The organism is Halocatena pleomorpha (assembly GCF_003862495.1).
Classification (GTDB): Archaea; Halobacteriota; Halobacteria; order Halobacteriales; family Haloarculaceae; genus Halocatena; species Halocatena pleomorpha.
On the sequence record NZ_RRCH01000001.1, the window covers coordinates 1 to 22,757 of the forward strand.

Genomic DNA, 22,757 nt, shown 5'->3' on the forward strand with positions numbered 1-22,757 from the left:
CAACCCACGACAGTTGTCCCAACACAGACACCGACGGAAACACAACCCACGACAGTTGTCCCAACACAGACACCGACAGTCACCACAACACAGACACCGACGGAAACACAACCCACGACAGTCACTACAACGCAGACACCGACTGATAGTCAGACGACATCGATTAGAAATCAAACAACAACAGAAACACGATCAGAAACAGAAACACAACCTACATCGGAACCATCGACAGAAACGGACCAGAACCGGGAAACAACCGTCTCACAGCCGACTGACGAATCAAGATCGGGTGACGATACGATAACTGAATCACGCGAAGACGAGGAAGGCTGTTAACGGCTGACCCATCCATTTATTGATTGCTGTTTTCCTGATCGAGAAAATAGTTTATAATCGGTGATGAATACACGGGAATAAGGTCATGTCTCGTCTGTACGGCTGATCATGTATCAAGTAGAGGGATGCTCTCCAACGACTGTTTGTCAGCGGGGATGGCCTCGTCATCGAGGGACGTAAAACCGACACGATCCAGTCGCCACGGAAGACAGCGAACGACGACTGCGTGTCTGCCGGTTTCGCTGCATACCGGTCGTGCTCGTATTGGTGGGTGTTGATATGTGGAGGGGGACTATCGCCGTGTACGTGATCTGCGTTCGCAGTGGGCCGTAGTGGTGATCGTCCCGACGGTACGCCACGATGTGGCCGATGGTTTTCGAAGTTTCAGCCGTTCGGATGAGGTCGTCGTTTAAGTGGTTCTGGCGATAAGGTAAAGGTATAGGCGGAGTTTCTTGTTTCTGGCCTCTGGTCTTCCGATCGATCGGACCCACATGATTTACCGCTGTGCAGTGAGTACCGATCGGTATGTCCGATAACGGGCGTCAGTTTTCGAGGGCCGACTCGGACACCGTTGCAGCGACTCCTCTGAGTCGTCAGCCCGGTGATGGCGCTGTCTCACGCGCTGCTCGCCAACGCGATGAGACGGTACGGCGGTGGGGATTGGTTTCACCGAGTGCGACCCGGATCGGGCGGGCGGACGATCCTGCCCGCGATCTCTCTGAGAACGTGCGCCGTCTTCACGAAGAGCGCCACCCAGCGATGACGGGATACAGCGAGCGGGCTCACCGCCTCGACAAACTCCGTATCACACACGCACTGTGTACGAAACTCGAACTGACCCCGTGGCAACGCGATCGCGCGATCGGTATCATGGTGGATCTGGATCTCACAGCCTTTGGCAGCCAGCGCGCGATTCCCACCGTGGCGCTGGTCGTGATCCGTCATATCGTTGATCGGAATCGGGAACACTATCTCGGACTCCACGATGAGGAGTGGCTTCACGACCAGTCACCCGAGCGGCTCGCCGATCTGTACGACCAGTTCCAATCAATCACCGACGACGAACAGTTCACGGCTCTCTGTGAGTCTGTCGATCTCGATATCACTAGTCTCAATCGTCTCCGGCGCGTACTGACCGAGCAACTTGAGGAGCAGGGATTGACAGAAGCAGTGTACGGGCGATCGCCCTCCCATGACCCGGCGTTGCCGATTCTCTAGCAGTAGTGTACGTCACTCAATCGGCTGTAGAATCCGATTCGTCGAGGAGTTGTCGGGACGAGTTGGTGACTACGAGAAGGCTGCTCGTCGCCATCGCTGTGGCGGCAAACAACGGATTTAGCGCCCCCGAGAGCGCGATCGGGATGGCGATCGCGTTGTAGAGAAACGCCCACCCGATGTTCTGTTTGACGCGGCGTTTCGCCTTGACTGCGAGATCAAACACGGTTTCGATGGACGAGAGATCGTCGTTGACAATGGCGATCTCAGCCGCGTCAACGGCGAGCGCAGTGCCACTCCCGAGGGCGATGCCGAGATCCGCTTTGGCGAGGGCGGGTCCGTCGTTCGTTCCGTCTCCGACCATTGCGACCTGTCCATCGGTCTGGAGTCGCTGCACCGTCTCGGCTTTCGCCGCGGGTGGAACACCGGCAATCACGGTGTCGACGTGTGGATGATCGCGGAACGCGTCGGTCGCTTCTGTCTCATCACCAGTGAGGATGACGATCTCGACGTCGCGCTGCTGCAGCGCTGTCACCGTCTCTTCCCATTCTTCACGCGGTTCGTCTTCGAGAATGATGAGTCCCTCAGCAGTCCCATCCCGACCGACAATGACGGGCAATCGACCCACAGCACGGGCTGTTGCTGCCTGCTCTGTGAGGGTTTCTGCGATCTCCCAGTCCTGCTCGACGAACAGCTTTGGATGCCCGGCGAGCACGTTCGTTTCCCCGACCGTCCCCTCAACGCCGGTCGTGTGCGTCTGGAAATCGGACACGCACTTCTCACTATGGCTCCGTTGTGTGTCGGCTACGCCGTTGGCTGTCTCCCCAGCAGCTCTCTGTTTTTCAGCTTCGTTCGGATCGGTCTCATCTGTGGCACCGAACGCAGCAGCGATAGCGGCAGCGGCAGGATGAGACGATCGGCGTTCCACTGCCACTACTGCCTGAAGGAGTTCCGCCGGAGCATCGGCGCTGTGCACCGTCAGGTCACCCGTCGTGAGGGTCCCCGTCTTATCGAAAACGACGGTGTCGATCCCCCGTAGGCGTTCGAAGACGGTGTCGTCAAACACGACGAGACCGTGCTCCATGGCTTCGCGGATGCTTGAGGCCACGGCGAGCGGCGTTGCAAGCCCGAGAGCGCACGGGCACGAGACGATGAGGACGGTGAGTGTGAGGAGCACTGCATTCGACAGAGTGGCACCGGACGCGACGTACGCGCCACCGGCAGCGAGCGCTACGCTCACGATCACTGGAACGAACACCACAGCCATCTTGTCAGCGAGCTGTTGGATTCCGCGGTTCGAGCTCTTGAGGTTCCAGATGAGAGCCGTGATTCGGTCGAGACTGCTGCTCGCATCCTCTCCGACAGTAATCACCAGAGCGCCATTTGTGAGCACCGAGCCCCCAACGACGGTGTCGCTCGTTCGTTTGGTGACCGGCAAGGATTCGCCCGTGATAATCGCTTCGTCGACTGTACCCTCACTGTCACACACCACGCCGTCGACCGGGATTCGTTCCCCTGCTCGGACTAGAATCCGATCGCCCGGTGTGAGATCAGCGATCTCGGTCTCTGTCGTGGTTCCGTCGTTCTGATACCGGCGAGCCGTATCAACCCGCGCAGTGCTGAGCTCCGAGAGCAGATCAACCGCCTTTCGCTTGATCGACGACTCATAGTAGGTTCCGGCTGTAACGACCACGATGATCGCGGTGGTTACGTCGTAATAGATGTCGATACGTCCGAGAATCACTGCTATCGTGCTGTACAGATACGCGCTGCACGCCGCGAGCGCGACGAGGAGGTCCATATTCGGGTGTCGAACCTTGAGGCTCACGTACGCACCCCTGAGAATCGGCATTCCCGTGTAAAACAGAACGATGCTCGTGAACAGAAAGAGCACGTAATAGAAATACGCCGCGTCGGCGAGCAGCTGACTGGTGAATTCGAGCACCCGATCCGGATAGAGGCTAAAATGCATCGGATAGATGTACACGATGTACGGAAGCATCACCCACATACCGAGCAAGACGCCAGGGATCAACCGCCAGAGGATCTCATCGTCAGACTTTCGCTCCGCGATCGTATCCTCCGGCCGGTAAGCCGTGTATCCGGCGGTGCTGAGAATCTCCGGGAGATCCTGCCCAGCCAACCGCTCGGGATCGTAGTCGACTCGAACTGTTTCACTGACGTAGCTTGCCTCTGCGCTGGCAATCCCGTCGGTCGCTTCGGCAACGGTTTCGAGAAACGTCTCACAGGTCGTACAATGCATCCCCGTGATCCGGAGAAACGCGCGCTCGTGGTTTGGTGGCGGCTCATCGCGTGAACTGTCCTCCTTGTTCGTGTCCGCCGATCGGATGTCACGCTCCTCGATATCTGGTCGGTCACTCAGGACTTCGGAAACCTCACGACAGCCAACACAACAGAACGTGTTGCCGTTCGCTTCGAGTGGTGAGCCATCGAGGGGCATCCCACACAGATCACAGGTCCCGTCCGCCTCCACAGTCGTCATGGATGGTACTCTCTCGCTGATTCCACGTACATTTTTCCTTGCTACCAGTCGACAACCACATCCGGACCTAATTGCGTATCCTCCCACGTTGCATTGGCACGCCGAACGGTTTTGCCTGCCACTTTCGAACCCGCATACGGTGATCGATTCATGACTGGCAAATCATTGGTAATGATCGTTGGGGATTATGTGGAGGATTACGAGGCGATGGTTCCGTTTCAAGCATTACAAGTGGTCGGCCACGATGTCGACGTGGTCTGTCCGGACAAAGAGGCCGGTGATCGCGTCAAAACAGCCGTTCACGACGAACGCGGTGCCCAGACATACAGTGAGCTAGAGGGCCACGAACTGCCCTTGAACGCGACGTTTGCGGAGATTGACCCAGCGGAGTACGATGGTCTTGTTCTTCCGGGCGGTCGTGCACCCGAGTATCTCCGCCTTCACGACGCGGTGCTTGAGACGGTTCGTCACTTCTTCGAAGCCGATAAGCCAGCGGCAGTGCTCTGTCACGCCCCCCTGATTCTCGTCGCTGCGGACGTGCTGGATGGACGGACGTGTACGTCCTATCCGGGGATTGCTCCCGACATCGAAGCCGCTGGCGGGGAGTGGGTTGACGAGGTCACTGTCGATGGCACCCTCGTGACCGGCCGACTGTACAACGATCATCCGGAGTGGCTACGGGAATTCATCGAGGTGTTGGGGACCGAAATAGAGCACGGCGATCCAGTTACGGCTCCAACCGACTAAGGTCGGAGTACCGGATCAATCCGAGTGAGTGTGTTAATGACGCGGGGCCACGCGCGTCCGATTGTGGGACCACTGGACCCCGACCGAGACCCCGATCCCGCCGTCAGCAAAGCAGTCGGTAATTTTCGTGTGCAGATACAGCGTGTCGTTCCACGTTTCCACTGTCAAACGTTCCGTATCCATTTTCTCGTCTCGCGCTGTTCGGTCTCCTCCCGAAACTGTGCTAACGCACTCGATGAATCCGTTTGTGAACGTTCGTACAGCCTGTGAGGGCGGTTCGTTTTGTTGTAGCGGTGCTTCCTATACGCTCGTCGGCTGACTGTCCCGTCACTGTTGATCTATCCAGAAGACAGAACTGTGAATAATAGGTGTCCAATCTTAACAGACGAACCCTTAGGACTGAGTTGTCACTGGCTGTTCAGGCTGTTGATCGTACTTATCCCGAAACTCTTGGATGAGCTGACCAATTTGTGCGTACCATTCGTTGAGCGTCCGCTGCATGTCATCAGCGATTTCGTCGGGGTTCGTCGGTTGGTACACGTGGTAATAGCCGCCCTGATCGTAATTGATCTGTTCTTTCTGAATAAAGCCGACTTGCAACAGTCGTTGGACCGCTCGGTAAGCTGTCGAACGCTCTCGGTCGACTCGTTCAGCGATTTCGTCCACAGTCAGCGGTTCAGCACTTGCCATAAGGTTGCGAAAGATCTCCTTGTCAAGTTCTTTGAATCCGTGAAAGCATTCGAGCAGTCCTTCACAGTCCATGTCTTGTCGGATCATTTCATTCATCGAATCGGGCATTCTTAGTAGAGAAAAATCGGTTCACAAATAAAAGGTTTGTGGACCTGGTGCAATATTGTACACAACAGGCTTCGCTCAGTTGTCTTCTCCCCGTTCCTTGCTGTCTATCGCGTCGAGATCGACGAACGGTGCCACAGATTGGGGTTTTTCCGCACAATTATGATTGTACGGATCGCTTGTCGGTCAGTGGTGAATAGCGTTGGTTCTCCAACAGCCATTCACAGCCCACAACCGCGTTTCGTGTGATCAGAGCCGTTTATTCGATTACTCTACCGTGTTTCAGTATTCCTCATACACTGGATCTGTTAGCGGTGATGATCCCTGTGCATTTCTCAACCATCTATATGTTATTATGTAAGTGGAACCATTATCTTTGAGTAGTTGTGGAACCACTCTTCATCTATGAAGCTACCCATTGATCCGACAGCGATCGATCCAGAAACCATTGGTGAAAAGAGCGCGACGCTCCGGATGGACCACGAGGAGGCGGTCAAGCACGTTCGTGAGACGTTTACCGCAGAGGGCTTTGGTGTCCCGGTCGAATTCTCTCCCTCGGACCTACTCAACGAAAAAGTCGACGCTGACCGCGATCCGTACTACGTGCTCGGGGCGTGCAACCCGGAGGTGGCAGACCGAGCGCTCGACGAGACTCTGCAAATCGGCGGATTGTTCCCCTGTAATGTCGTCGTCTGGGAGCGTGAACCGGGAGTACAGCAGGTCTATCACGTCAGTATTATGCGGATCGCTCGTCTCCTCGGAATGGCTCCGGATACGGAGGAATGGGACGAGATCATTGCAGATACGGGCGAACTCGCTGAAACAGCCATGGCGAATCTCGATACTGCGGCTGATACCAACTAGCGTCACAGCACCAACTGAACTGAGAAACTGCCTGTATTACCGGTGTTCCGCGACGTAGTTCGAACTCGTATCGTTCTGCCAGTGCTTAGGACTGGGTGTACTGGTCGATGAGATCGAGCAGCGATCCTTTGTTCTGCATGCCGACAACGCGCTCTACCGACTCGCCGTCGGCAAACAGGAGTAACGTGGGAACTCCCCTAACGCCGTATTCGGACGCGAGGCGCTGATTGGCGTCGATGTCGACCTTTGCGACGACTGCATCGGTTTCGGCGGCGATTTCCTCGACTATCGGCTCAATCATCTGACAAGGCCCACACCAATCGGCGTAAAAGTCGACGAGGACGACGCTGTGTGTTTCAACGGTGTCCTGCAAGTCAGACTGTCCATCGATATGAATGAGTTCAGATGGACTATCCTGCTTTTGTCCGGTCTGCAACTCTTCGAGCTTCCGTTCGCGGATTTCCTCGATAGACCGATTGTCGCTCATCGTCTTATCTATGCACCGGACACTTTTATGAGTTTTGTATGGGTAGTACAATACTACTGCTCGATGACGCTATCGACTGAATCCGAGCCCCGTGTGGCATGTCGAAGTCGATAACAGCACCAAGCGCTCTTATAACATTTCTGAGAATCGCCGTCATGAAAACGAGTGCGAGGATCATGGTTTGTATGCCGAACTACTGTGGGTTACCCAACTGATGCTGATCGCCAGCTCCTGATCGATGTGACCGTGATGATTATCAGAAGTTATTGTAACGGCGGACTGTGTGTATTTGTTTCTTAATAAATACCTGCACGTATTAAGTCATCCTTCGGATCATTTCGAGACAGAGTAGCGAAATCCGCGATCGAACTGCGTTGACGAAACGTTTCACTGGAGCAGTCCACTGCTCACGTGCATCGCTATTAGCGGCGGAACTCGTTTCGCACTTAGTATCACCGTTGGTATCGCTCGTTATCAGTGCGCTCACGGTTTCGAACGTCGCGCGCGGGTCGTTTGTTCGTCGCCACTGCCACCATGTCCGTACGAGCAGTTCAATCCGGCGGGTGATACTTAATGCTGGTTGATCCGATAACACGTCGTAACTGTGCTCTCGAATGAGGCGGTGATGATCGGCATACAGGACAGCAGCAAGCAACACCGCGAATTGGGTTTCCTCAGGGAGAAGTACGATCCCACCAACACCGCGTCGATACAGCGCTTCGGTCCGTTGCAGTTCGCTTTGCATTGCCGCCGCGAATCCGTCTGTGAATTCCAGCCGTTCGATCTGTTCGGTGGTCACACCGTGGGATTCGAGTGTCGAACGAGGCAGATATATCCGCCCGTATTCGAGTACGTCTTCTCGCACGTCTCGTAGAAAGTTCGTGAGTTGGAACGCTTCTCCGAGTGCTGTTGCGTGTGGAAGTGCTTGTGACGGATCGTCCGGGAGCATCACAGTGGTCATCATCCGACCAACAGCGGCAGCTGATCCATCCATGTACGCTTCAAGCTCTGCGTGCGTATCGTATCGACATTTCGTAATATCCGTCGCCATCGCGTCAATGAACGTGTTCACATCGGCGGCAGCAATACCGTGTTCTTTCCGCAAGTCAGCAAACGCTGTCACCACTGGACTGTCACTTTCTCGTTTGCCGAGTGCCGCTGCACGAAGGTGTTCTAACTGTGCTCGCTGACGGGCAGGGGATGCGTCTCCCGGATCGTCGACGATTTCGTCAGCGATCCGAAAAAATGCGTACAACACGTACGTCACGCGGCGAATACGCCGCGGGAGTAAACGGGTTGCGAGATAAAACGTAGTGCCTGTTTGCTGTTGAATCGTCTTGCTCTGTCTTACCTGCGTGGTATCTATCATGACTCTTCTTGTAACACCGCACATCTATGCTTGTTAACGCCCATCCACAGTTCAGATATCAGTGCGGTCAGCGCCTGATCACGCAACATCCCGCGTCTCATTGCTTCTCCCCCGTCGTGCGTTGTACTCGTCCGATCGCCATGCAGTAAATAAGAACGACAGCATGATAAAATTCATTAGAAAATAGCAATATATCATAATATTTTTATCTATATTTAAATTATTCTAAGAAGTGGTTACATCATTGGACAGACGTTGTCTCGTGACCGTGTTACTGCATGAACGTCGCTGTTGTTCGGACCAATCCGTGAATGGGTGTTCTCACTGTGTATGATTACAGCGATGGATCGAACGGGAGAATGACACGATCGGCTGTGACCAGGCCGAGTGCGAACAGTCCTGTAATTCCGACAGGGAGCAGATACCCAAAGTAGGCGTTGACTGCTCCCCAAAAAATGATGAATGCCGTGAGACTGTCAAGCATAAACTCACACTGGTGTAACCGGTTGAGGACAGCCGACTGTTCGAAGCCCCAGTTGAATATCACAACGGCGATGGTTGCTGACACGGTCCACCCGAGATAGTTTGAGACCGGAACGCCGTGGTAGAGACCGCCGCTGTACGACCAGAAACCGAGTGCAACGGCGGCCGGATCGAGGACGAGGTCCATTCCGATGACAGCAATGATCGAACTCAAGATGAGCGTCCGACCGAAGCGTCCATCGAGCAATAGCAGCAACAGCAGACAGCAATTCGCTACGATGGGTATGAAAAAGATCGGGAGTCCAAGTGGAACCTCACCGAACAGGAGTGGTTCGAGACCGACATCGTATGAGAACTGGCCGTACGGTACACCCGTGGTTATCCCGACATACTCGATACCGTATGCATACACAGTGAGTAGGATGAGTGCCGTCGCTGCCTTCCGATCGATGAGTGGCAAGAGACCAGCGATAAGTGGCAATCGCATCGCCACGACACCGATTAGGATGAGTGATGAATCGAACGGCAGCAGTACTGGTAGTACTGATTCGAAGCTTGCAAGAAGCATAACGGCTCCAACGGTGGGAACGACGACACCGAAGAGAGCGCGGTTCTCACGAACCATCGAATCGAACGCTCGTTCAACGCGCTGTCGATTGAGCGTCACAGACGCCTCAGCCATGAATTCCTCCGAACACGAGTAGCCACACTCCACCGAGTGTGAACACCAGTCCGGTGAACGTGTTGATCACCGGAAACCACCAGTATGCTTTGGTCACACTCACTGACGAACGACGGATACTGATAGCGAGGAGCGGATATACGAGGAGTATGACGGCGAAAAACGGATGAACAACGGCAAACACGAGCGACGCTGCCAGCCAACAAACTGTACAGTAGGTGTATGTCCCTCGTTCACCGAGAACAGTCGCAGTCGTTTCGATGCCAGCTTGACGATCCGGTTCGATATCCGGAATCGCTGAGAAGGTGTGCATCCCCATTGCCCAGAGCCAGCCACCAGCAACCGCCCCAGTCGGTGGATAGTCCCCCGTTATGGCTGCGTATGCGGTAATCCCCGGAATGATATACAGCCCATTGGACAGCGAATCAAACACCGGCGTCGTTTTGAATCGAAACGGGGGAGCACTGTATTCGACGGCTAACACGAGGACGCCGATCAACGACACGCTCGCTTCCGGGGGAAGAATGGGTATGAATGCACAACCGAGAAGTCCGCACGTGAGTACGACGGTGACGACGAACGAGCTACCTTCATACCGAACTTCACGCTCCGTTTTTTTCGCGTTGTGTGCGTCGATATCGGCGTCGAAGATGTCATTGATCCCGTAGAGGAACACGTTGGCAGGCACCAAGAAATACCCGAGCAGGGCGAGCGGGATCGGTTGGAACAGATCATTCGCGGTCTTTGCGGCGTACACGCAGCCGACGAGAACTGGTCCGGCGAGATACAGCCAAAACCGGGGCCGCGACAGCCGAAGGAGGTATCCACAACGTGTCGATTCCGAGGGGAGATATCCTCCGATATCGACCGTGGAGCGGGATCTCGGACCTCGCATTACTCACTCCGATCCTTGATAACCGCATCGGCCGCGTGTTCGCCGCTGATGAGGCACATTGGCATTCCGATTCCTGGGGTGGTGTACCCCCCTGCGAAGTACAGCCCATCGACCGCATCCGAACGATGTGGTGGTCGGAAGAGCGCTGTTTGACGGAGTGTGTGTGCCAACCCAAGCGCTGTTCCGTTCCAACTGTTGTACACTGAAATGAAGTCCTCGATACAGAACAGCTCTTCGCAGACGATGCGGCCGTGCAGATCGACACCAGTGTGTTCAGCGATATCCCCAAGCACGAAATCACGGTACTGTTCCCGAATATCGGTCGTATCCTCCAGCCCCGCTGCGACAGGAACGAGTACGAATAGGGCGCTGTGCCCGTCCGGAGCAACCTCTTCGTCGGTCTTCGAGGGTGCACACAGATAGTAGGCTGGATCGTCAGGCCACGTCGGCCGGTCGAATATCTGCTCGAAGTGTTGATCCCAATCAGGTGGCACGATAAGGGTGTGATGGGCAAGCGGATCGATGTCTCCCTCGACGCCCAGGTACATGAGAAACGCCGACGGTGCGTACGTTCGCTCGTCCCAGTACTCCGCGTCGTACTGGCGGGCGCGGGAGGGGAGTAAGTCCTGCTCCGTGTGGGCGTAGTCAGCGCCGCTGACGACGATATCGGGCGTGAAGACATCCCCACCAACGGCTTCGAGGTGAAAATGCTCCTGTCTGCGGGTTATTTCGTTGATTTCCGTTCCCAACGTCGTCGTAACCCCGAGTTCTACAGCGAGATCAGCGATAGAATCAACAACACCACCGATACCATCCTCCGGATACCAGACGCCCATATTGAAATCGACGTGAGACATCATGTTGTACAGTGCGGGTGTGTTTTTCGGCGCTCCACCGAGGAAAACGAGGGTGTATTGCATAATCTGCTGGAGTTTCGGATGATCGAAGTACTCAGCAACGTACTCATCCATCGTGCCGAGTAGCTGAAACCCGATCGAGGCCGCGTTCATCACGTCACGGTCGATCCAGTCGCGTAGACGTGGACGGTCCTCGTACACGAAATTCTCCATTGCGATCGAGTACTGTTCCTCGCTCGCCGCGAGGTACTCCCGGAGGGCATCACCCGCTCCCGGTTCGTAGGATTCGAACGTTTCAATCACCTGCTCTCGATCCGGCGTGATGTCGACCCGGTCTCCGTCTTTGAAGAAGATCCTGTAATGCGGATCGAGTCGGTTGAGAGCGTAGTACTCCCCGACATCGCGGTCGAAATGGCCGAAAAACCGCTCGAACACATCAGGCATGAGATACCACGAGGGACCCATGTCGAAACGAAAGCCGTTTGTCTCTAACCTGGATGCGCGTCCGCCCAACTGCGCGTTCTTCTCGACGAGTTCGACATCTGCTCCGGCCTGCGCGAGATAACAGGCAGCCGAGAGTCCACCGAATCCGCCTCCAACAACGACAACGGATGTGTCAGTGAGACAAGTGTCCGTTGTCCTCATCTGTTCGAGTGCCATACCGGAGATGAGTCCGGGAACGGCTAAAAATATATGTTAGGTATGAACAACTTACTAGTTATTGTGACAGATGATTGTTGTATGTTCTGTGATGGTGGAGAAGATAGACGGCTATAACAGATTACTGGAGTGACAACAATGAGTCACTGATTGACAGTAACAGTCGATTCGTATCACTCACGAATGGTGATTTCGCCACGCGCTTATGTTGCTACAAACCGAACGACAGGCTGTAATGAACTACATTTTCTATGGCGGTAAGGGTGGTGTCGGTAAGACGACTTGTGCAGCCGCCACCGGACTCGCACTCGCCAAGCGTGGTATCGAAACGCTCGTTATTTCGACAGATCCCGCTCACTCGCTGTCGGATTCGTTCGAGATGGACGTGTCTGTTGAACCGACTTCGATCCGCGAACATCTCCAAGCAGTCGAAATCGATCCAGAACAGCGACGAGATGTGTATCAGGGGATGGTCTCCGCGCTGGTCGACGAGTTCAGGGATGTCGGGATCCGGCTTGATGAGGCGGAGATCGAAGCACTGTTTTCTGCGGGCGTCGCGCCCGGCAGTGACGAAGTTGCGGCGCTCGATCTGCTTATCAACTACGTTGAGACTGATGCGTGGGAAACGATCGTCCTCGACACCGCTCCAACCGGGCACACACTTCGTCTGCTTGACCTTCCTGCTGTGATGGACACGACACTCGACACTGTGCTCTCTGTCCGAGAGCAAGTACGGCGCAAAGCGGATTCAGCCCGCCAGCTAATGCTCGGACCAGCCTACTACGCGATAGGAAACCGTACTGGCGATGAGGAATCTCCGGATATTACTTCATTACAAGATCGGATGGAACGAGTTGATGACATCCTTCACGACGATGAACGGACCGAATTCCGGGTTGTACTCGTCCCCGAAACGATGGCCGTCCGGGAGACAGAACGCCTCGTGGACCGACTCCGTACGTTCGATATTCCAGTCAAGACGCTCGTCGTAAATAAAGTTCTTGAGAACAGCAACGAGAGCTGTGATCGATGCCGCACGCGCCGTCAAACCCAACAGCAAACGATCAGAGCAGTACGAGAACGATTTCCTGACTTGGCAATCCAACAACTTCCGCGGATCGATGGAGAAGTACACGGTCTTAGGACGCTTGAACCGATCGCTGATCAGATTCGTCCTCAGGCGTGACGTTCCTACATCTATTTGAACGAGAGTCGTGTGACGTGCACAGCTGATCTACTGAAAGTGGGTCTATTAGTTATTGTCTCTTAGTGTTACATCAGTACCGTTGTAATGTGTACCGGTTAGTTTTATCGCGTTGTTCCCAGCCATTCGCTACGCGCCGATGAGTTTGTTATCTCAATGAAAAAAAAGTGATTGCGTAGCAGTCGTGTCTTGGTCACATGGATGAAGGATGACGCCACCACGCCGACCGTGAGTTTCGTGATTCCCACCTACAACGAGCGGACTACCTTGCCAGCAACGCTCCGAAGTATCGACGCGCTCACGACCACCATTCCGTACGAAGTTCTTGTCGTCGATGGCGGCAGCACCGACGCAACGCGTGCCGTTGCTCAAAAGCATGGTGTGACCGTCTATCACTGTGATGGCACCGATGTCGGACCGAGTAGACACATTGGTGCCACACACGCGGCAGGTGAGTGGCTCGCGTTCATCGATGCCGACACCACTGTCTCTCCGACCTACCTCGATACGATGCTCGAATTCGTCACGGCGGCCAGTGTTGAAGGGGCAACCTCACGCTGTCGTGTGGTCGGGTGTCGGCGCGCGAAGATAGCGGAATGGACGGTCAACCATCTGTTCCCCCGTCTCTCAAAACCCATTCTTCCTGGATTCAACTGCTTCGTTGCGACTGCCGCATACTTTGCTGTGGGTGGTTTCTCTGACGTGCCAAACGAGGACGTCGGTTTCAGTCACCGACTCAGTGAAGACTATCGAACGGCTGCTTGTCCAACGGTGCTCGTTGAAACGTCGGCTCGACGGATCGAATCGTTGGGATTGACACGAACTCTCATGTATTACTCCATACGTGAATGGCAACGGAAAATATCACTATCTTCGTAGCATCTCTGACACACGCTGACTACCAATGCGCCCCAATCGTCCGTTCTCGAAGCTCGATAGAGATCTCATTACTACGCTTTTGTCGCTCTCTCCCGACACTTATTACACCGATTCAGTAGATCCGAACGGTTGTGATCGACATCGATCGCTCCGAGACCGAATGTCGGTCCGTCGTATTCGAGTGGTGACTCGTGGTCGAATCCGCGCCGCTCCATCTCTTCAGCGAGTTCGTCGTGACGGTCCTCCACTCGGGTAGTATCGATGTTACCTTCCTCGGCGTGGCCAGCGGCAATCGCCTCTCCGTGGGGATGGTTCAAGATCGTCCCAACAAGCTGATGGTGTTCTGCGTGCTCACCACGCAGATGATCATCACAGAGTATCTCCGGCGGTACACACCACATTCGAGTCATGCATCTCAACTACGAATCTCACTCATAGATCACCGTCGATTTAGTCTGAGTTGTCAGTCTATCCTTGTCACAATTTTACATAGATATCATAATACGTTTGTTTTACAACAATGCACTATATTAGTGCATAAATTGTTGGGTGTGGGTAATAATGCTTAATACTATGGGCGTAAATTAATAATTGATGTCTCAGCAAGATACACAGCCCACAGATAGGGCATCGAGTGCGGCGGTGGTCGCAGCAGCGATGTCCGTTCTGTACTCGTGGTACATATTTTTCATACAAGGAAGACAGCGGCGAGGAATCTTCGTCGGTTTGTGGCCTCCGACGATCCTCGCATTCGCAAGTTACCTCGAACAGACGGATATGGTTCAACATATGCAACAAGAATCGGAATAACACTATCTTTCAAGTTATTTTTACTGATTGTTATTGGACTTTATTGGGCCGCTGAACGCCGAGTAGAGGACGCCGAAGTAGGTGTAGATCAGGGGAAGCAAGAGGGCAGCACCGATCGACATAATGTTGAGCGGGAGGATTGAGACAGCGGCCGACTCCACGGTGAGTCCCAATCGTGGGTCGATAGTCGGAAACAGCAGACCGGCGACCACGCCGACAAGGGAGAAGACGAGCCCCGCTGCTGCCCCGAACGCGAGGTGGTTCCGATTCTGACTCATTCCTCCGGCGTACATCCCGGCGAAGACGAACGTTAGAACAACGAGACTACCCACAATGGGCGAACGCAGAGCTGATCGCCGTGCCGGATCTGTGAAGTAAACGTATCCAAGTATCAACATTATTGTGAGAAGATACGCCGCGAGCGCGCGATGACCGTCTGTGCGGAGTTGATCCCGGAGCTCCCCGCGTAGTTTCAATCGCAAGAATGCGACACCGTCAACGACGGTGAGAGCGACGACCGCAAGTCCGACGACGATTCCCGGAAGCGTGATGATTGCCGTTCTCCCGAGCAGCCAGTTCGCTAAGAAGATTCCGAGTAAGAACGGCGTTGTGAGACTGCCGAGGACGAACGCTCGTCCCCACCATAGTTGCCACCTCTCGTCCTCACGTTGTTCATACATCTCGGGTGACAGGCCGCGAAGACCCAACGCGGCGAGGATCGCAAACATCAGTGGATAGTGCCGACTGAACAGATTTGCGTACACGGCTGGGAACGCCGCGAATAGACTGCCGCCAAAGACGACGAGCCACACCTCATTAGCGTCCCAAAACGGAGTAATGGCCGCGAGCAGTCGTGATTTCTCGGCATCGTCGTTATGAATCGCAAACAGAATGCCGATACCGAAATCGAAGCCATCGAGAAAGAGAAACATCCCAAGGATAACAAACAGAAGGATAAACCAGAGGTCAGCGAGGGGTAATCCGAACAGCGGTTCGGTCCCAAGCTGCTCGACATTAATCACTGGTAGTCACCTCCGCGTCCGCCTGAGGCGGGCGATCGACCGCGTCGAGTTCGTCACGTGGCGGTGGTCCGCTTCTGATGATCCGAGCGACAACGTAGCTGTACAGTCCCAACAGCAGCGTATAGCCGGTGACGAAACCGATGAGCGTGAACGTCGTTTCAGCGCCGGTTAGGCCGGGCGAGACGCTGTCTGTGGTTTTCATGACGCCTTGGATAACCCACGGTTGTCGTCCGACCTCAGTGACGATCCATCCGAGTTCAACAGCGACGAAACCCAGAAGCGACGAGATCATCAGTGCCTTGTGGAGTAAGTCGTCTTCGAACAGTTCACCGCGCCACCACCGATACGTTCCCCAGATTGCCAGCAGGATGAACCAAAAGCCGAGCGCGACCATACCCCGAAAGACCCAGAAAACGATTGCGACGGGCGGTGCTTGCGTCGAAAAGGAGTTCAGCCCACGGATTGTAGCTTGTGCGTTCCCACCGCTGGCGAGCCACGATGCCCCGCCCGGAATACCGATTCCCAAGAGATCTTTCGCCCGCGGGTCAAGCAACTGATCGAGGTTTGTCGGGAGTGCGACAATGTATTCAGGGACGTACGACTCGGTCTCCCAGACTGCTTCCATTGCGGCGAATTTCTGTGGTTGCGTCTCAGAGACGTGCCGGGCGTAGGCGTCGCCGTGGATCGCCTGCAGCGGAGCCGTGATGAGGAGAGCTATAAGAGCGATTTTGAGCGTTGCCTCCCAGAAGGCGATCTGCTGGATGGGATAGCCCCAGACGTGATGGCGGAAGACGTAGTAAGCGGCGACACCGGCCATGAAGAGCGCGACTGACTCGATTGCGGCGTTCTGCATGTGGACGAACATCCACGGAAATCGTGGGTTGAGATACGCCGCGACTGCGTCGGTGAGATGCACCACGCGCTGGCCGTTCTCCGTGACCATCTCGAACCCCCGAGGAGTCTGCATCCACGAGTTGGCGATCAGGATCCAGACGGCTGAGAGCCACGTCCCGAGACCGACTGCAACGCTCGATAGGAAGTACAGCCGATCAGAGACACGCTCCCGGCCAAAGACGAAGATACCGAGAAAGGTCGCTTCGAGCATGAACGCCATCATGCCCTCAAGCGCGAGTGGACCACCGAACAACTCGCCGGCGACAGTCGAGAAGGCGGCGAAATTGGTGCCGAACTCGAATTCAAGCACGAGTCCTGTTACGGTGCCGACAGCGAAACTCACTGCAAAGATTTCCGTCCAGAATCGGCGGAGCTGCTCGTAAATAGCATCGCTCGATCGTATTTCTTTCCACGTGAAGTAGATGAGAAACGGGGCAAGACCCATACTCATAACGGGGAAGATAATGTGGACGATAACCGTGACAGCGAACTGCAAGCGGCTTGCGAGGACTGGATCAACCATTGGTGTTCACTTTCCTTAGTTGATATGGAGTGGTGACAGTGGGAGGTTCGTTGTGGCCGCGTTCGAACGGCTGTCGTTCTCGGAATGTGAGAACTGGATTCGTCTGAACGTTCGCGTTGTCCAGCGGCTTCAGCATATAGGGAGTTGACATCCCTCCGAAGTCAACCGCCGGGGGATTCTCAGCTATTGGGAAACAGCATAATGTCCGTCCCTCGTGGGATCTATAGCTGAATATTGTGGGCGCTCAGATCCATTTCATTATATCGAGGGATCGAGGAGCCTATTCCGTCCGCGCTTCAAAAGCCGACAATGGGGACCGATCCAGTGATGACTGACGACTCACCGGCGATACAGAACGTCCTTGACGCGCTGGATGATCCCGACTGTCGAGCCATCCTCAAAGAGACCGGACAACCTATGACTGCCAAAGAACTCGGCGAACGCTGTGAGATATCCACCTCGACCCTCTACCGCAAGTTGGATCTCCTGAGTACGGCTACGCTCGTGCGAGAACTCCACAGTGTTCATCCTGACCGCGGCCGAATCACACGTTACCAACGAGATGTGGCGAGTTTGAACGTTTCCATAACAGACGATGACCAGTTCGATGTGAGGATACACCGGCCAGAACGAACAGCAGACGAACGACTCGCTGATATGTGGTCAGAGATGGGTGAAGAACTATGAGCCAGACAGTAACATTCGGAATTATTGCGATCAAAACCGTCATACTGCTTTTAGGAAGCGGCATCACCTACATTGCCTTCAAGGCCTACCGACGGACTGGAGCACTATCACTCCGTGCTCTTGCGCTCGGGTTCGGTGTCATCACCATCGGTGCGCTCCTCGCTGGGATTGCGCATCAACTACTTGATGTGGCTCTCCAGACTGGCGTTCTCATCAACAGTCTCCTGACAGCGATCGGCTTTGGGATCATCATCTATTCGCTGTACATCGAACGGTGACAGCGTCCATGGTGGATTAAGGCAGACGCCGTCGGCTCCCACACGCAACTGGAAACCTGTTCTCAAACAATCGTTGAAATGTTTAACTACTCCAATACCGTACACACTAACACATGTTCGCAAAGGTCACACCAAGAGAACTCGCGGAGCGACAGGATTCGGACAGGGATGATTACACGCTCATCGACACCCGGCCCGAGGACAGTTACGAAGCGTGGCGTATCAAAGAGGCGAAGAATGTTCCGTTTGGACCTGCTGAGACGCTGACTGACGATCAACAACGGGAGATCGATGAACTAGCGAACGGCAACGAGATAATCACGATCTGTGGGAAAGCAGCGACATCGACACGGCTTGCTTCCGAGTTGGACGCTAACGGATTCGACGACGTCGCGGTAGTCAATCGAGGTATGCGTGGCTGGAACGCGTTGTATGAGACGACACGCGTCGACACCGCAAACGACGACCTCCGCGTCATTCAGTTCCAGCGCCGCGCGAAAGGCTGTTTGAGCTACCTTATCGGATCGAAGCAGGCGGGTGAGGCTATCGTTGTCGATCCCACGCGACACACCGACCAGTACATAACTACCGCCGCCATCGAGGGACTGACGATCACCCATGTCCTCGATACGCACGTCCACGCCGACCACATCTCCGGTGGTCGTGAGCTCGCGGCGACACTCGACGTGCCCTACCATCTCGGTGAACGAGCGACTGAACGCGATATTCAGTACGAATTCGACTCCCTGGCAGACGGGGAGACGATCTCGGTCGGTGAGACGGAGGTAGAAGTGCAGGCAGCACCGGGACACACCACGGAAATGGTCGTCTATCGTATCAACGACGTTGTCCTCACGGGCGATAGCCTGTTTCTCGATTCCGTTGGCCGCACGGAGCTCGAATTCGGTGAGGAGGCAGCCGAGAAGGGGGCACGAATGCAGTATGAGACCCTGCACGAGACGCTACTGGAACTCCCGAACGATGTGACCGTACTGCCGGGACACGTCACAGTGAACAACGATGGCACCTATGAGAACGCATCGCCAGGCGAATTGGTCGGTGCACCCCTGGGTGACGTTCGGGATCGCCTTGACCTCGTCACTCTCGACGAGGAAGAATTCGTTGCGTGGATGACTGAGAACATTCCTGAGAAGCCAGACAACTACGAGACGATCATTAGCATCAACCTCGGCACAGAGGATGTCGGACGCCGTCGTGACGCCACAATGCTTGAGACGGGTGCGAACAACTGCGCGGCTTGAGTGATCACCGGTATCGGTCAGGCGACCCTCTCAGCTCCGCCTTCAGAGTGTGGGCGTGATTCACACACAGTATTTTCCACTCCCTAATACCGAAGTATTCGAGGTAATGTTTCATGGTGTCTCTGCGAACGCCAGCCGAGCGGTGGTTTCGTCGTGGTCCGTCGGTACGTTCGTTGAGTGCGAGCACCGCCAGGATCGCTCGGGATAGACGTGAGTGATATCCCCGAAAGAACCCGAGGTTCCGGTGCTGTCGGACATGTTATGGTGGTTCTGCTCCGAGTTCATCGAACAGTGCTGTGACGTGTCTTTTGATCTCATCACGGAGTTCGCGGACGCGCTTCAGTTCCAGACCAGCCGGATCGTCGAGCGCCCAGTCGCGCACGTCCACCTCGGCTCCGACCGCCTTCAGATCGAGCGTCGAACAGCCCATCGTCACAACGTAATCACACGACTGGAGTTCCTCGGTCGTGATTTCTCGTGGGGTTCGATCTGAAAGGTCGAACCCCACATCGTCCATCACGGTGACCACTTCTTGGTGAACGTGGTCAGCCGGATGGGTCCCACCGGTCAGGATGGTAACGCGGTTATCGAGTGCTCGGCGGTCGCGTTCGCGTTGGGCAAACGCCGTAGCCATCTGTGAACGTCCAGCATTCTGCACGCACACGAACGCAATACGAAGCTGCACAGCCGGATCGGATGTTGTGGACATTGGTTTGTCGTTTGATCAGTCGTCGTCTGTGGTCGGTTCGGACGTTGCTGTGGCACCGCGTCCAGTTCCGGCGTCATCCCAGTCGACGGTTCGTTGGAAGTACAACGCAACGTTGACTAGCGCGAGTAACACTGGTACCTCGATAAGCGGGCCGATAACGGTCGTAAAGGCGACGCCGGAGCCGACACCGAACACCGCGACAGCGACTGCGATGGCCAACTCAAAATTATTGCTCGCTGCGGTGAAGCCGATTGCGGTCGTCGTTGAGTAATCAGCCCCGATACCGCGGCCCATCCCGAAGCTAACGAAGAACATCACGACGAAGTAGATCGTTAGCGGCACCGCGATCAACAGGACATCTGCTGGTGCGGCGACGATATTGTCGCCTTGGGTGGCGAACATCACGATCACGGTGAACAGCAGCGCGACCAGCGTCAGCGGATCGATTTTCGGAATGAATTGGTTGTCGTACCACTGTTTGCCTTTCGTTCGGGTTCCAACGTACCGGGTGAGGAAGCCACCGGCGAAGGGAATCCCGAGGAAGACGACGATCGCCTCAAACACTTGCACTGGCGTGATGTCAAAGGCCACAATGCCAGCGACGAGCGATTCCATGCCCAGCAGTGGCGGCAAGAACAGCCCGAAGAACCAGACGTAGACGCCGTAGGTGAGGATCTGAAAGAGACTGTTGAACGCGACTAGTCCCGTCACGTATTCGGTCGAGCCCTCGGCCAGTTCGTTCCAAACCAGCACCATTGCGATACACCGGGCCATCCCGATGAACACCAACCCGAGGAAGTATTCGGGGCGGGCGGGCAGGCCAGGAACCAGCCCACTGAAGAAGACGACTGCCAGTCCGAACATCAGCGTCGGCCCGATGAGCCAGTTCTGGATGAGGCTCAATCCGAGCACCCGCCAGTTGCTAAAGACAGCTCGAAGCTGTGAGTAGTCCGCTTTCGCCAGCGGCGGATACATCATCACCACGAGGCCGATCTCCACGAGATGGAGATCTTGGATCGGTTGCGTGACTGATGATGCGACATATCCCAGTCCGACGCCGATCGCCATCGCGCTGAAGATCCAGACGGTGAGATACTTATCGAGGAAACCCATTGAGCGCGGATCGCCACAGTCCGGACAGTCACAGCTCGGGCCGTGGTTGTGTGTGGCGCTACTCATGACTCACGCTCCCTTCAAGAACAGTGACAATGGTGATCGCTCTGTTGGTCGCTTTGTATTTCCGCCAGCGCCCGTCCTTCCAGCCTGTGATGAGTCCGGCGTCGACGAGCGCTGACAGCGCGTGACTGAGACCGCTTTCTGATACGTCGACGACGGCGTGCAACTCACAGACGCACAGTTCCTCTTGAGCCGCCACGAGAACCCGAACAAGTGTATACCGCGTCTCGTTGGCGAGTGCTGAAAGCACATCGAGTTCAGCGGTTACCTGAGCTTCTCCGACTGTCGCTTCAAGCGTGCTGAGTTCAGCGAGACGACGCTCAACGTCCTCGCTCCGACACTCCCCAAGCTCATCGTCCAGATAGCGCCGAAGCCGCTCTGGTGTTTGTGTCATCGAACGTTATTTGAGTAGACATTCAAGTAACTGTTCCGATTATTGTGCAATTTCTGATCTCAAGTAGTTAATGTACGCGTATTTTGAACACAGTGGGTGGCTCAATAGTACTCTATACTTGCATATTTGCTAAAATCACTTTGACGGAGTTGGGATGGTGTGACCAGTCAACTGTGGTACGACAGAGCGGACAGGCTCGGGAGCTACGGGAAACTGTCAGCGTCGCTCCAGTCTGTAGGATGGCTGTTGGACTTGCTGCTCTGAACCTCCAGACACAGCATAACTCATTTAGCAACTCAAAAGAGGTCAACGTTACAGAGGTTTTTTCAAACAGGTTGCTGTTGTGGGACAGAGGCTGTCGAACTCAGTCGTCTGCTGAATGGTGGCAGGCACGGTAGCACGCTCGTGTTCGCTGTACCCGTGGTTGGTGAAGAAGTCAACCGCCGTCGTCGTCAGTAGATACAGGGTCTCTATGCCGTCTGCCGCCGCTGTGTTCTCTAATGCCTCACACAGTGCTGTTCCGAACCCGTTTCCTCGTGCTGTCCGCTCGATGACAACCGATCGGAGCAGTCCATGCGGTCCGTAGCGTTCGACACCACCGATACCGACAGGAGCAGCGTCTGTGTACGCAACATAGAACCACTCGGGGGTTGCCCGCACATCTTGAGCGGGCAGATCGTTCCGCTCCAACAGCGTTTCAATGTACGGAAGGGTGCTGTCGTCGGCCTGCTTGAGCGTCAGTGTCGCGCCGTTCATGCAGACGGAGTACTGTTTCTGCACGCTGCTTATATCTTGTGCCACATCGTTGTTGGTGTGCGTGTCGTCACGCAACGTGGATCATTCGGGGGAGTTTGGAACTGAATCACTGCTGTCTGAAATCAGACAGTAGAAGCGGTACAGTCGGTTATAGAGTGAATTCCAGCCAACAGATACTCTGTCAGCGGTCGATCAGTGTGTGAGTTTTCAGTTGGTCTTCTATTAAAGATACTCTTAGAAAGATATTCATCTTTGCAGCCATCTCAGAAT

The 22,757-nt window shown here is 55.0% G+C and carries 23 protein-coding genes; 8 read left to right on the forward strand and 15 right to left on the reverse strand.

From position 1 onward, the window contains the following. Nucleotides 1-861 precede the first annotated feature (861 nt). The gene (locus EIK79_RS00005; protein ID WP_124953120.1) at nt 862-1,554 is read left to right on the forward strand and encodes a DNA-directed RNA polymerase subunit epsilon; all 693 of its coding nucleotides are present in this window, start codon (nt 862-864) and stop codon (nt 1,552-1,554) included. Between the two features lie 16 nt (nt 1,555-1,570). Here EIK79_RS00005 and EIK79_RS00010 read toward each other — a convergent pair whose 3' ends face one another. After that, nucleotides 1,571-4,054: a heavy metal translocating P-type ATPase gene (locus tag EIK79_RS00010; protein WP_124953121.1), complete on the reverse strand. Its 2,484-nt coding sequence runs from the start codon at nt 4,052-4,054 to the stop codon at nt 1,571-1,573. A 150-nt stretch (nt 4,055-4,204) separates the two neighbouring features. Between EIK79_RS00010 and EIK79_RS00015 the strand changes: the two genes are divergently transcribed. Beyond that, nucleotides 4,205-4,801: a DJ-1/PfpI family protein gene (locus EIK79_RS00015; RefSeq protein ID WP_124953122.1), complete on the forward strand. Its 597-nt coding sequence runs from the start codon at nt 4,205-4,207 to the stop codon at nt 4,799-4,801. Between the two features lie 33 nt (nt 4,802-4,834). On the opposite strand, the gene EIK79_RS17795 is transcribed toward EIK79_RS00015, so the two are convergent. Both EIK79_RS17795 and EIK79_RS00020 read right to left on the reverse strand, forming a co-directional pair. After that, on the reverse strand, nt 4,835-4,984 hold the full coding sequence (locus EIK79_RS17795) for a hypothetical protein (protein WP_185715448.1): 150 nt from the start codon (nt 4,982-4,984) through the stop codon (nt 4,835-4,837). 210 nt (nt 4,985-5,194) lie between these two features. Continuing rightward, a complete protein-coding gene (locus EIK79_RS00020) occupies nt 5,195-5,599 on the reverse strand; it encodes a helix-turn-helix domain-containing protein (protein WP_124953123.1) in 405 nt (134 codons plus the stop codon). Between the two features lie 402 nt (nt 5,600-6,001). Here EIK79_RS00020 and EIK79_RS00025 point away from each other — a divergent pair, with 402 nt between their 5' ends. Next, complete coding sequence (locus tag EIK79_RS00025; RefSeq protein WP_124953124.1) at nt 6,002-6,460, forward strand: DUF302 domain-containing protein; 459 nt, start codon at nt 6,002-6,004, stop codon at nt 6,458-6,460. An 85-nt stretch (nt 6,461-6,545) separates the two neighbouring features. Here EIK79_RS00025 and trxA read toward each other — a convergent pair whose 3' ends face one another. The 5 genes from trxA to EIK79_RS00050 all read right to left on the reverse strand — a co-directional run bounded on the left by trxA (nt 6,546) and on the right by EIK79_RS00050 (nt 11,893). Beyond that, entirely contained in the window at nt 6,546-6,947 is a 402-nt protein-coding gene (trxA, locus tag EIK79_RS00030) for a thioredoxin (RefSeq protein WP_124953125.1), read from the reverse strand. Nucleotides 6,948-7,263: 316 nt separating this feature from the next. Continuing rightward, a complete protein-coding gene (locus tag EIK79_RS00035; RefSeq protein WP_124953126.1) occupies nt 7,264-8,316 on the reverse strand; it encodes a phytoene/squalene synthase family protein in 1,053 nt (350 codons plus the stop codon). Between the two features lie 334 nt (nt 8,317-8,650). Continuing rightward, nucleotides 8,651-9,481 (reverse strand): bisanhydrobacterioruberin hydratase, encoded by an 831-nt coding sequence (cruF, locus tag EIK79_RS00040; protein ID WP_124953127.1) that lies wholly within the window; start codon nt 9,479-9,481, stop codon nt 8,651-8,653. Next, a complete protein-coding gene (locus EIK79_RS00045; protein WP_124953128.1) occupies nt 9,474-10,376 on the reverse strand; it encodes a prenyltransferase in 903 nt (300 codons plus the stop codon). The genes cruF and EIK79_RS00045 overlap by 8 nt, the downstream gene beginning before the upstream one ends. Beyond that, on the reverse strand, nt 10,376-11,893 hold the full coding sequence (locus EIK79_RS00050) for a phytoene desaturase family protein (RefSeq protein ID WP_233737788.1): 1,518 nt from the start codon (nt 11,891-11,893) through the stop codon (nt 10,376-10,378). The genes EIK79_RS00045 and EIK79_RS00050 overlap by 1 nt, the downstream gene beginning before the upstream one ends. A 235-nt stretch (nt 11,894-12,128) precedes the next feature. On the opposite strand from EIK79_RS00050, the gene EIK79_RS00055 reads away from it, so the two are divergent. After that, complete coding sequence (locus EIK79_RS00055) at nt 12,129-13,079, forward strand: ArsA family ATPase (protein WP_233737790.1); 951 nt, start codon at nt 12,129-12,131, stop codon at nt 13,077-13,079. Between the two features lie 219 nt (nt 13,080-13,298). Beyond that, nucleotides 13,299-13,976, forward strand: a complete 678-nt coding sequence (locus EIK79_RS00060) for a glycosyltransferase (protein ID WP_124953130.1) — start codon at nt 13,299-13,301, stop codon at nt 13,974-13,976. Between the two features lie 71 nt (nt 13,977-14,047). On the opposite strand, the gene EIK79_RS00065 is transcribed toward EIK79_RS00060, so the two are convergent. The 3 genes from EIK79_RS00065 to EIK79_RS00080 all read right to left on the reverse strand — a co-directional run bounded on the left by EIK79_RS00065 (nt 14,048) and on the right by EIK79_RS00080 (nt 17,225). Then, entirely contained in the window at nt 14,048-14,386 is a 339-nt protein-coding gene (locus tag EIK79_RS00065) for a pyrimidine dimer DNA glycosylase/endonuclease V (RefSeq protein ID WP_233737795.1), read from the reverse strand. Nucleotides 14,387-14,806: 420 nt separating this feature from the next. Beyond that, nucleotides 14,807-15,808, reverse strand: a complete 1,002-nt coding sequence (cydB, locus tag EIK79_RS00075; RefSeq protein WP_124953132.1) for a cytochrome d ubiquinol oxidase subunit II — start codon at nt 15,806-15,808, stop codon at nt 14,807-14,809. After that, nucleotides 15,801-17,225 carry a cytochrome ubiquinol oxidase subunit I gene (locus tag EIK79_RS00080; protein WP_124953133.1) on the reverse strand — a complete coding sequence of 475 codons (1,425 nt, stop codon included), beginning with the start codon at nt 17,223-17,225 and terminating at the stop codon, nt 15,801-15,803. The genes cydB and EIK79_RS00080 overlap by 8 nt, the downstream gene beginning before the upstream one ends. Nucleotides 17,226-17,534: 309 nt before the next feature. On the opposite strand from EIK79_RS00080, the gene EIK79_RS00085 reads away from it, so the two are divergent. The 3 genes from EIK79_RS00085 to EIK79_RS00095 all read left to right on the forward strand — a co-directional run bounded on the left by EIK79_RS00085 (nt 17,535) and on the right by EIK79_RS00095 (nt 19,452). Further along, nucleotides 17,535-17,912: a winged helix-turn-helix domain-containing protein gene (locus tag EIK79_RS00085; protein WP_124953134.1), complete on the forward strand. Its 378-nt coding sequence runs from the start codon at nt 17,535-17,537 to the stop codon at nt 17,910-17,912. Continuing rightward, a complete protein-coding gene (locus EIK79_RS00090; RefSeq protein ID WP_124953135.1) occupies nt 17,909-18,190 on the forward strand; it encodes a DUF7521 family protein in 282 nt (93 codons plus the stop codon). Before EIK79_RS00085 ends, EIK79_RS00090 begins: the two co-directional genes overlap by 4 nt. A gap of 113 nt (nt 18,191-18,303) precedes the next feature. Further along, nucleotides 18,304-19,452, forward strand: coding sequence for an MBL fold metallo-hydrolase (locus EIK79_RS00095; RefSeq protein WP_124953136.1), 1,149 nt, complete (start codon nt 18,304-18,306; stop codon nt 19,450-19,452). 259 nt (nt 19,453-19,711) lie between these two features. On the opposite strand, the gene EIK79_RS00100 is transcribed toward EIK79_RS00095, so the two are convergent. From EIK79_RS00100 to arsN2, 4 genes are all read right to left on the reverse strand, one after another. Then, entirely contained in the window at nt 19,712-20,161 is a 450-nt protein-coding gene (locus EIK79_RS00100; protein ID WP_185715449.1) for an arsenate-mycothiol transferase ArsC, read from the reverse strand. A 15-nt stretch (nt 20,162-20,176) separates the two neighbouring features. Further along, nucleotides 20,177-21,340, reverse strand: a complete 1,164-nt coding sequence (gene arsB / locus EIK79_RS00105) for an ACR3 family arsenite efflux transporter (protein WP_124953137.1) — start codon at nt 21,338-21,340, stop codon at nt 20,177-20,179. Further along, nucleotides 21,333-21,731 carry an ArsR/SmtB family transcription factor gene (locus tag EIK79_RS00110; protein ID WP_124953138.1) on the reverse strand — a complete coding sequence of 133 codons (399 nt, stop codon included), beginning with the start codon at nt 21,729-21,731 and terminating at the stop codon, nt 21,333-21,335. Before EIK79_RS00110 ends, arsB begins: the two co-directional genes overlap by 8 nt. 312 nt (nt 21,732-22,043) lie before the next feature. After that, nucleotides 22,044-22,511, reverse strand: a complete 468-nt coding sequence (gene arsN2 / locus EIK79_RS00115) for an arsenic resistance N-acetyltransferase ArsN2 (protein ID WP_221621631.1) — start codon at nt 22,509-22,511, stop codon at nt 22,044-22,046. Between the last annotated feature and the right edge of the window lie 246 nt (nt 22,512-22,757).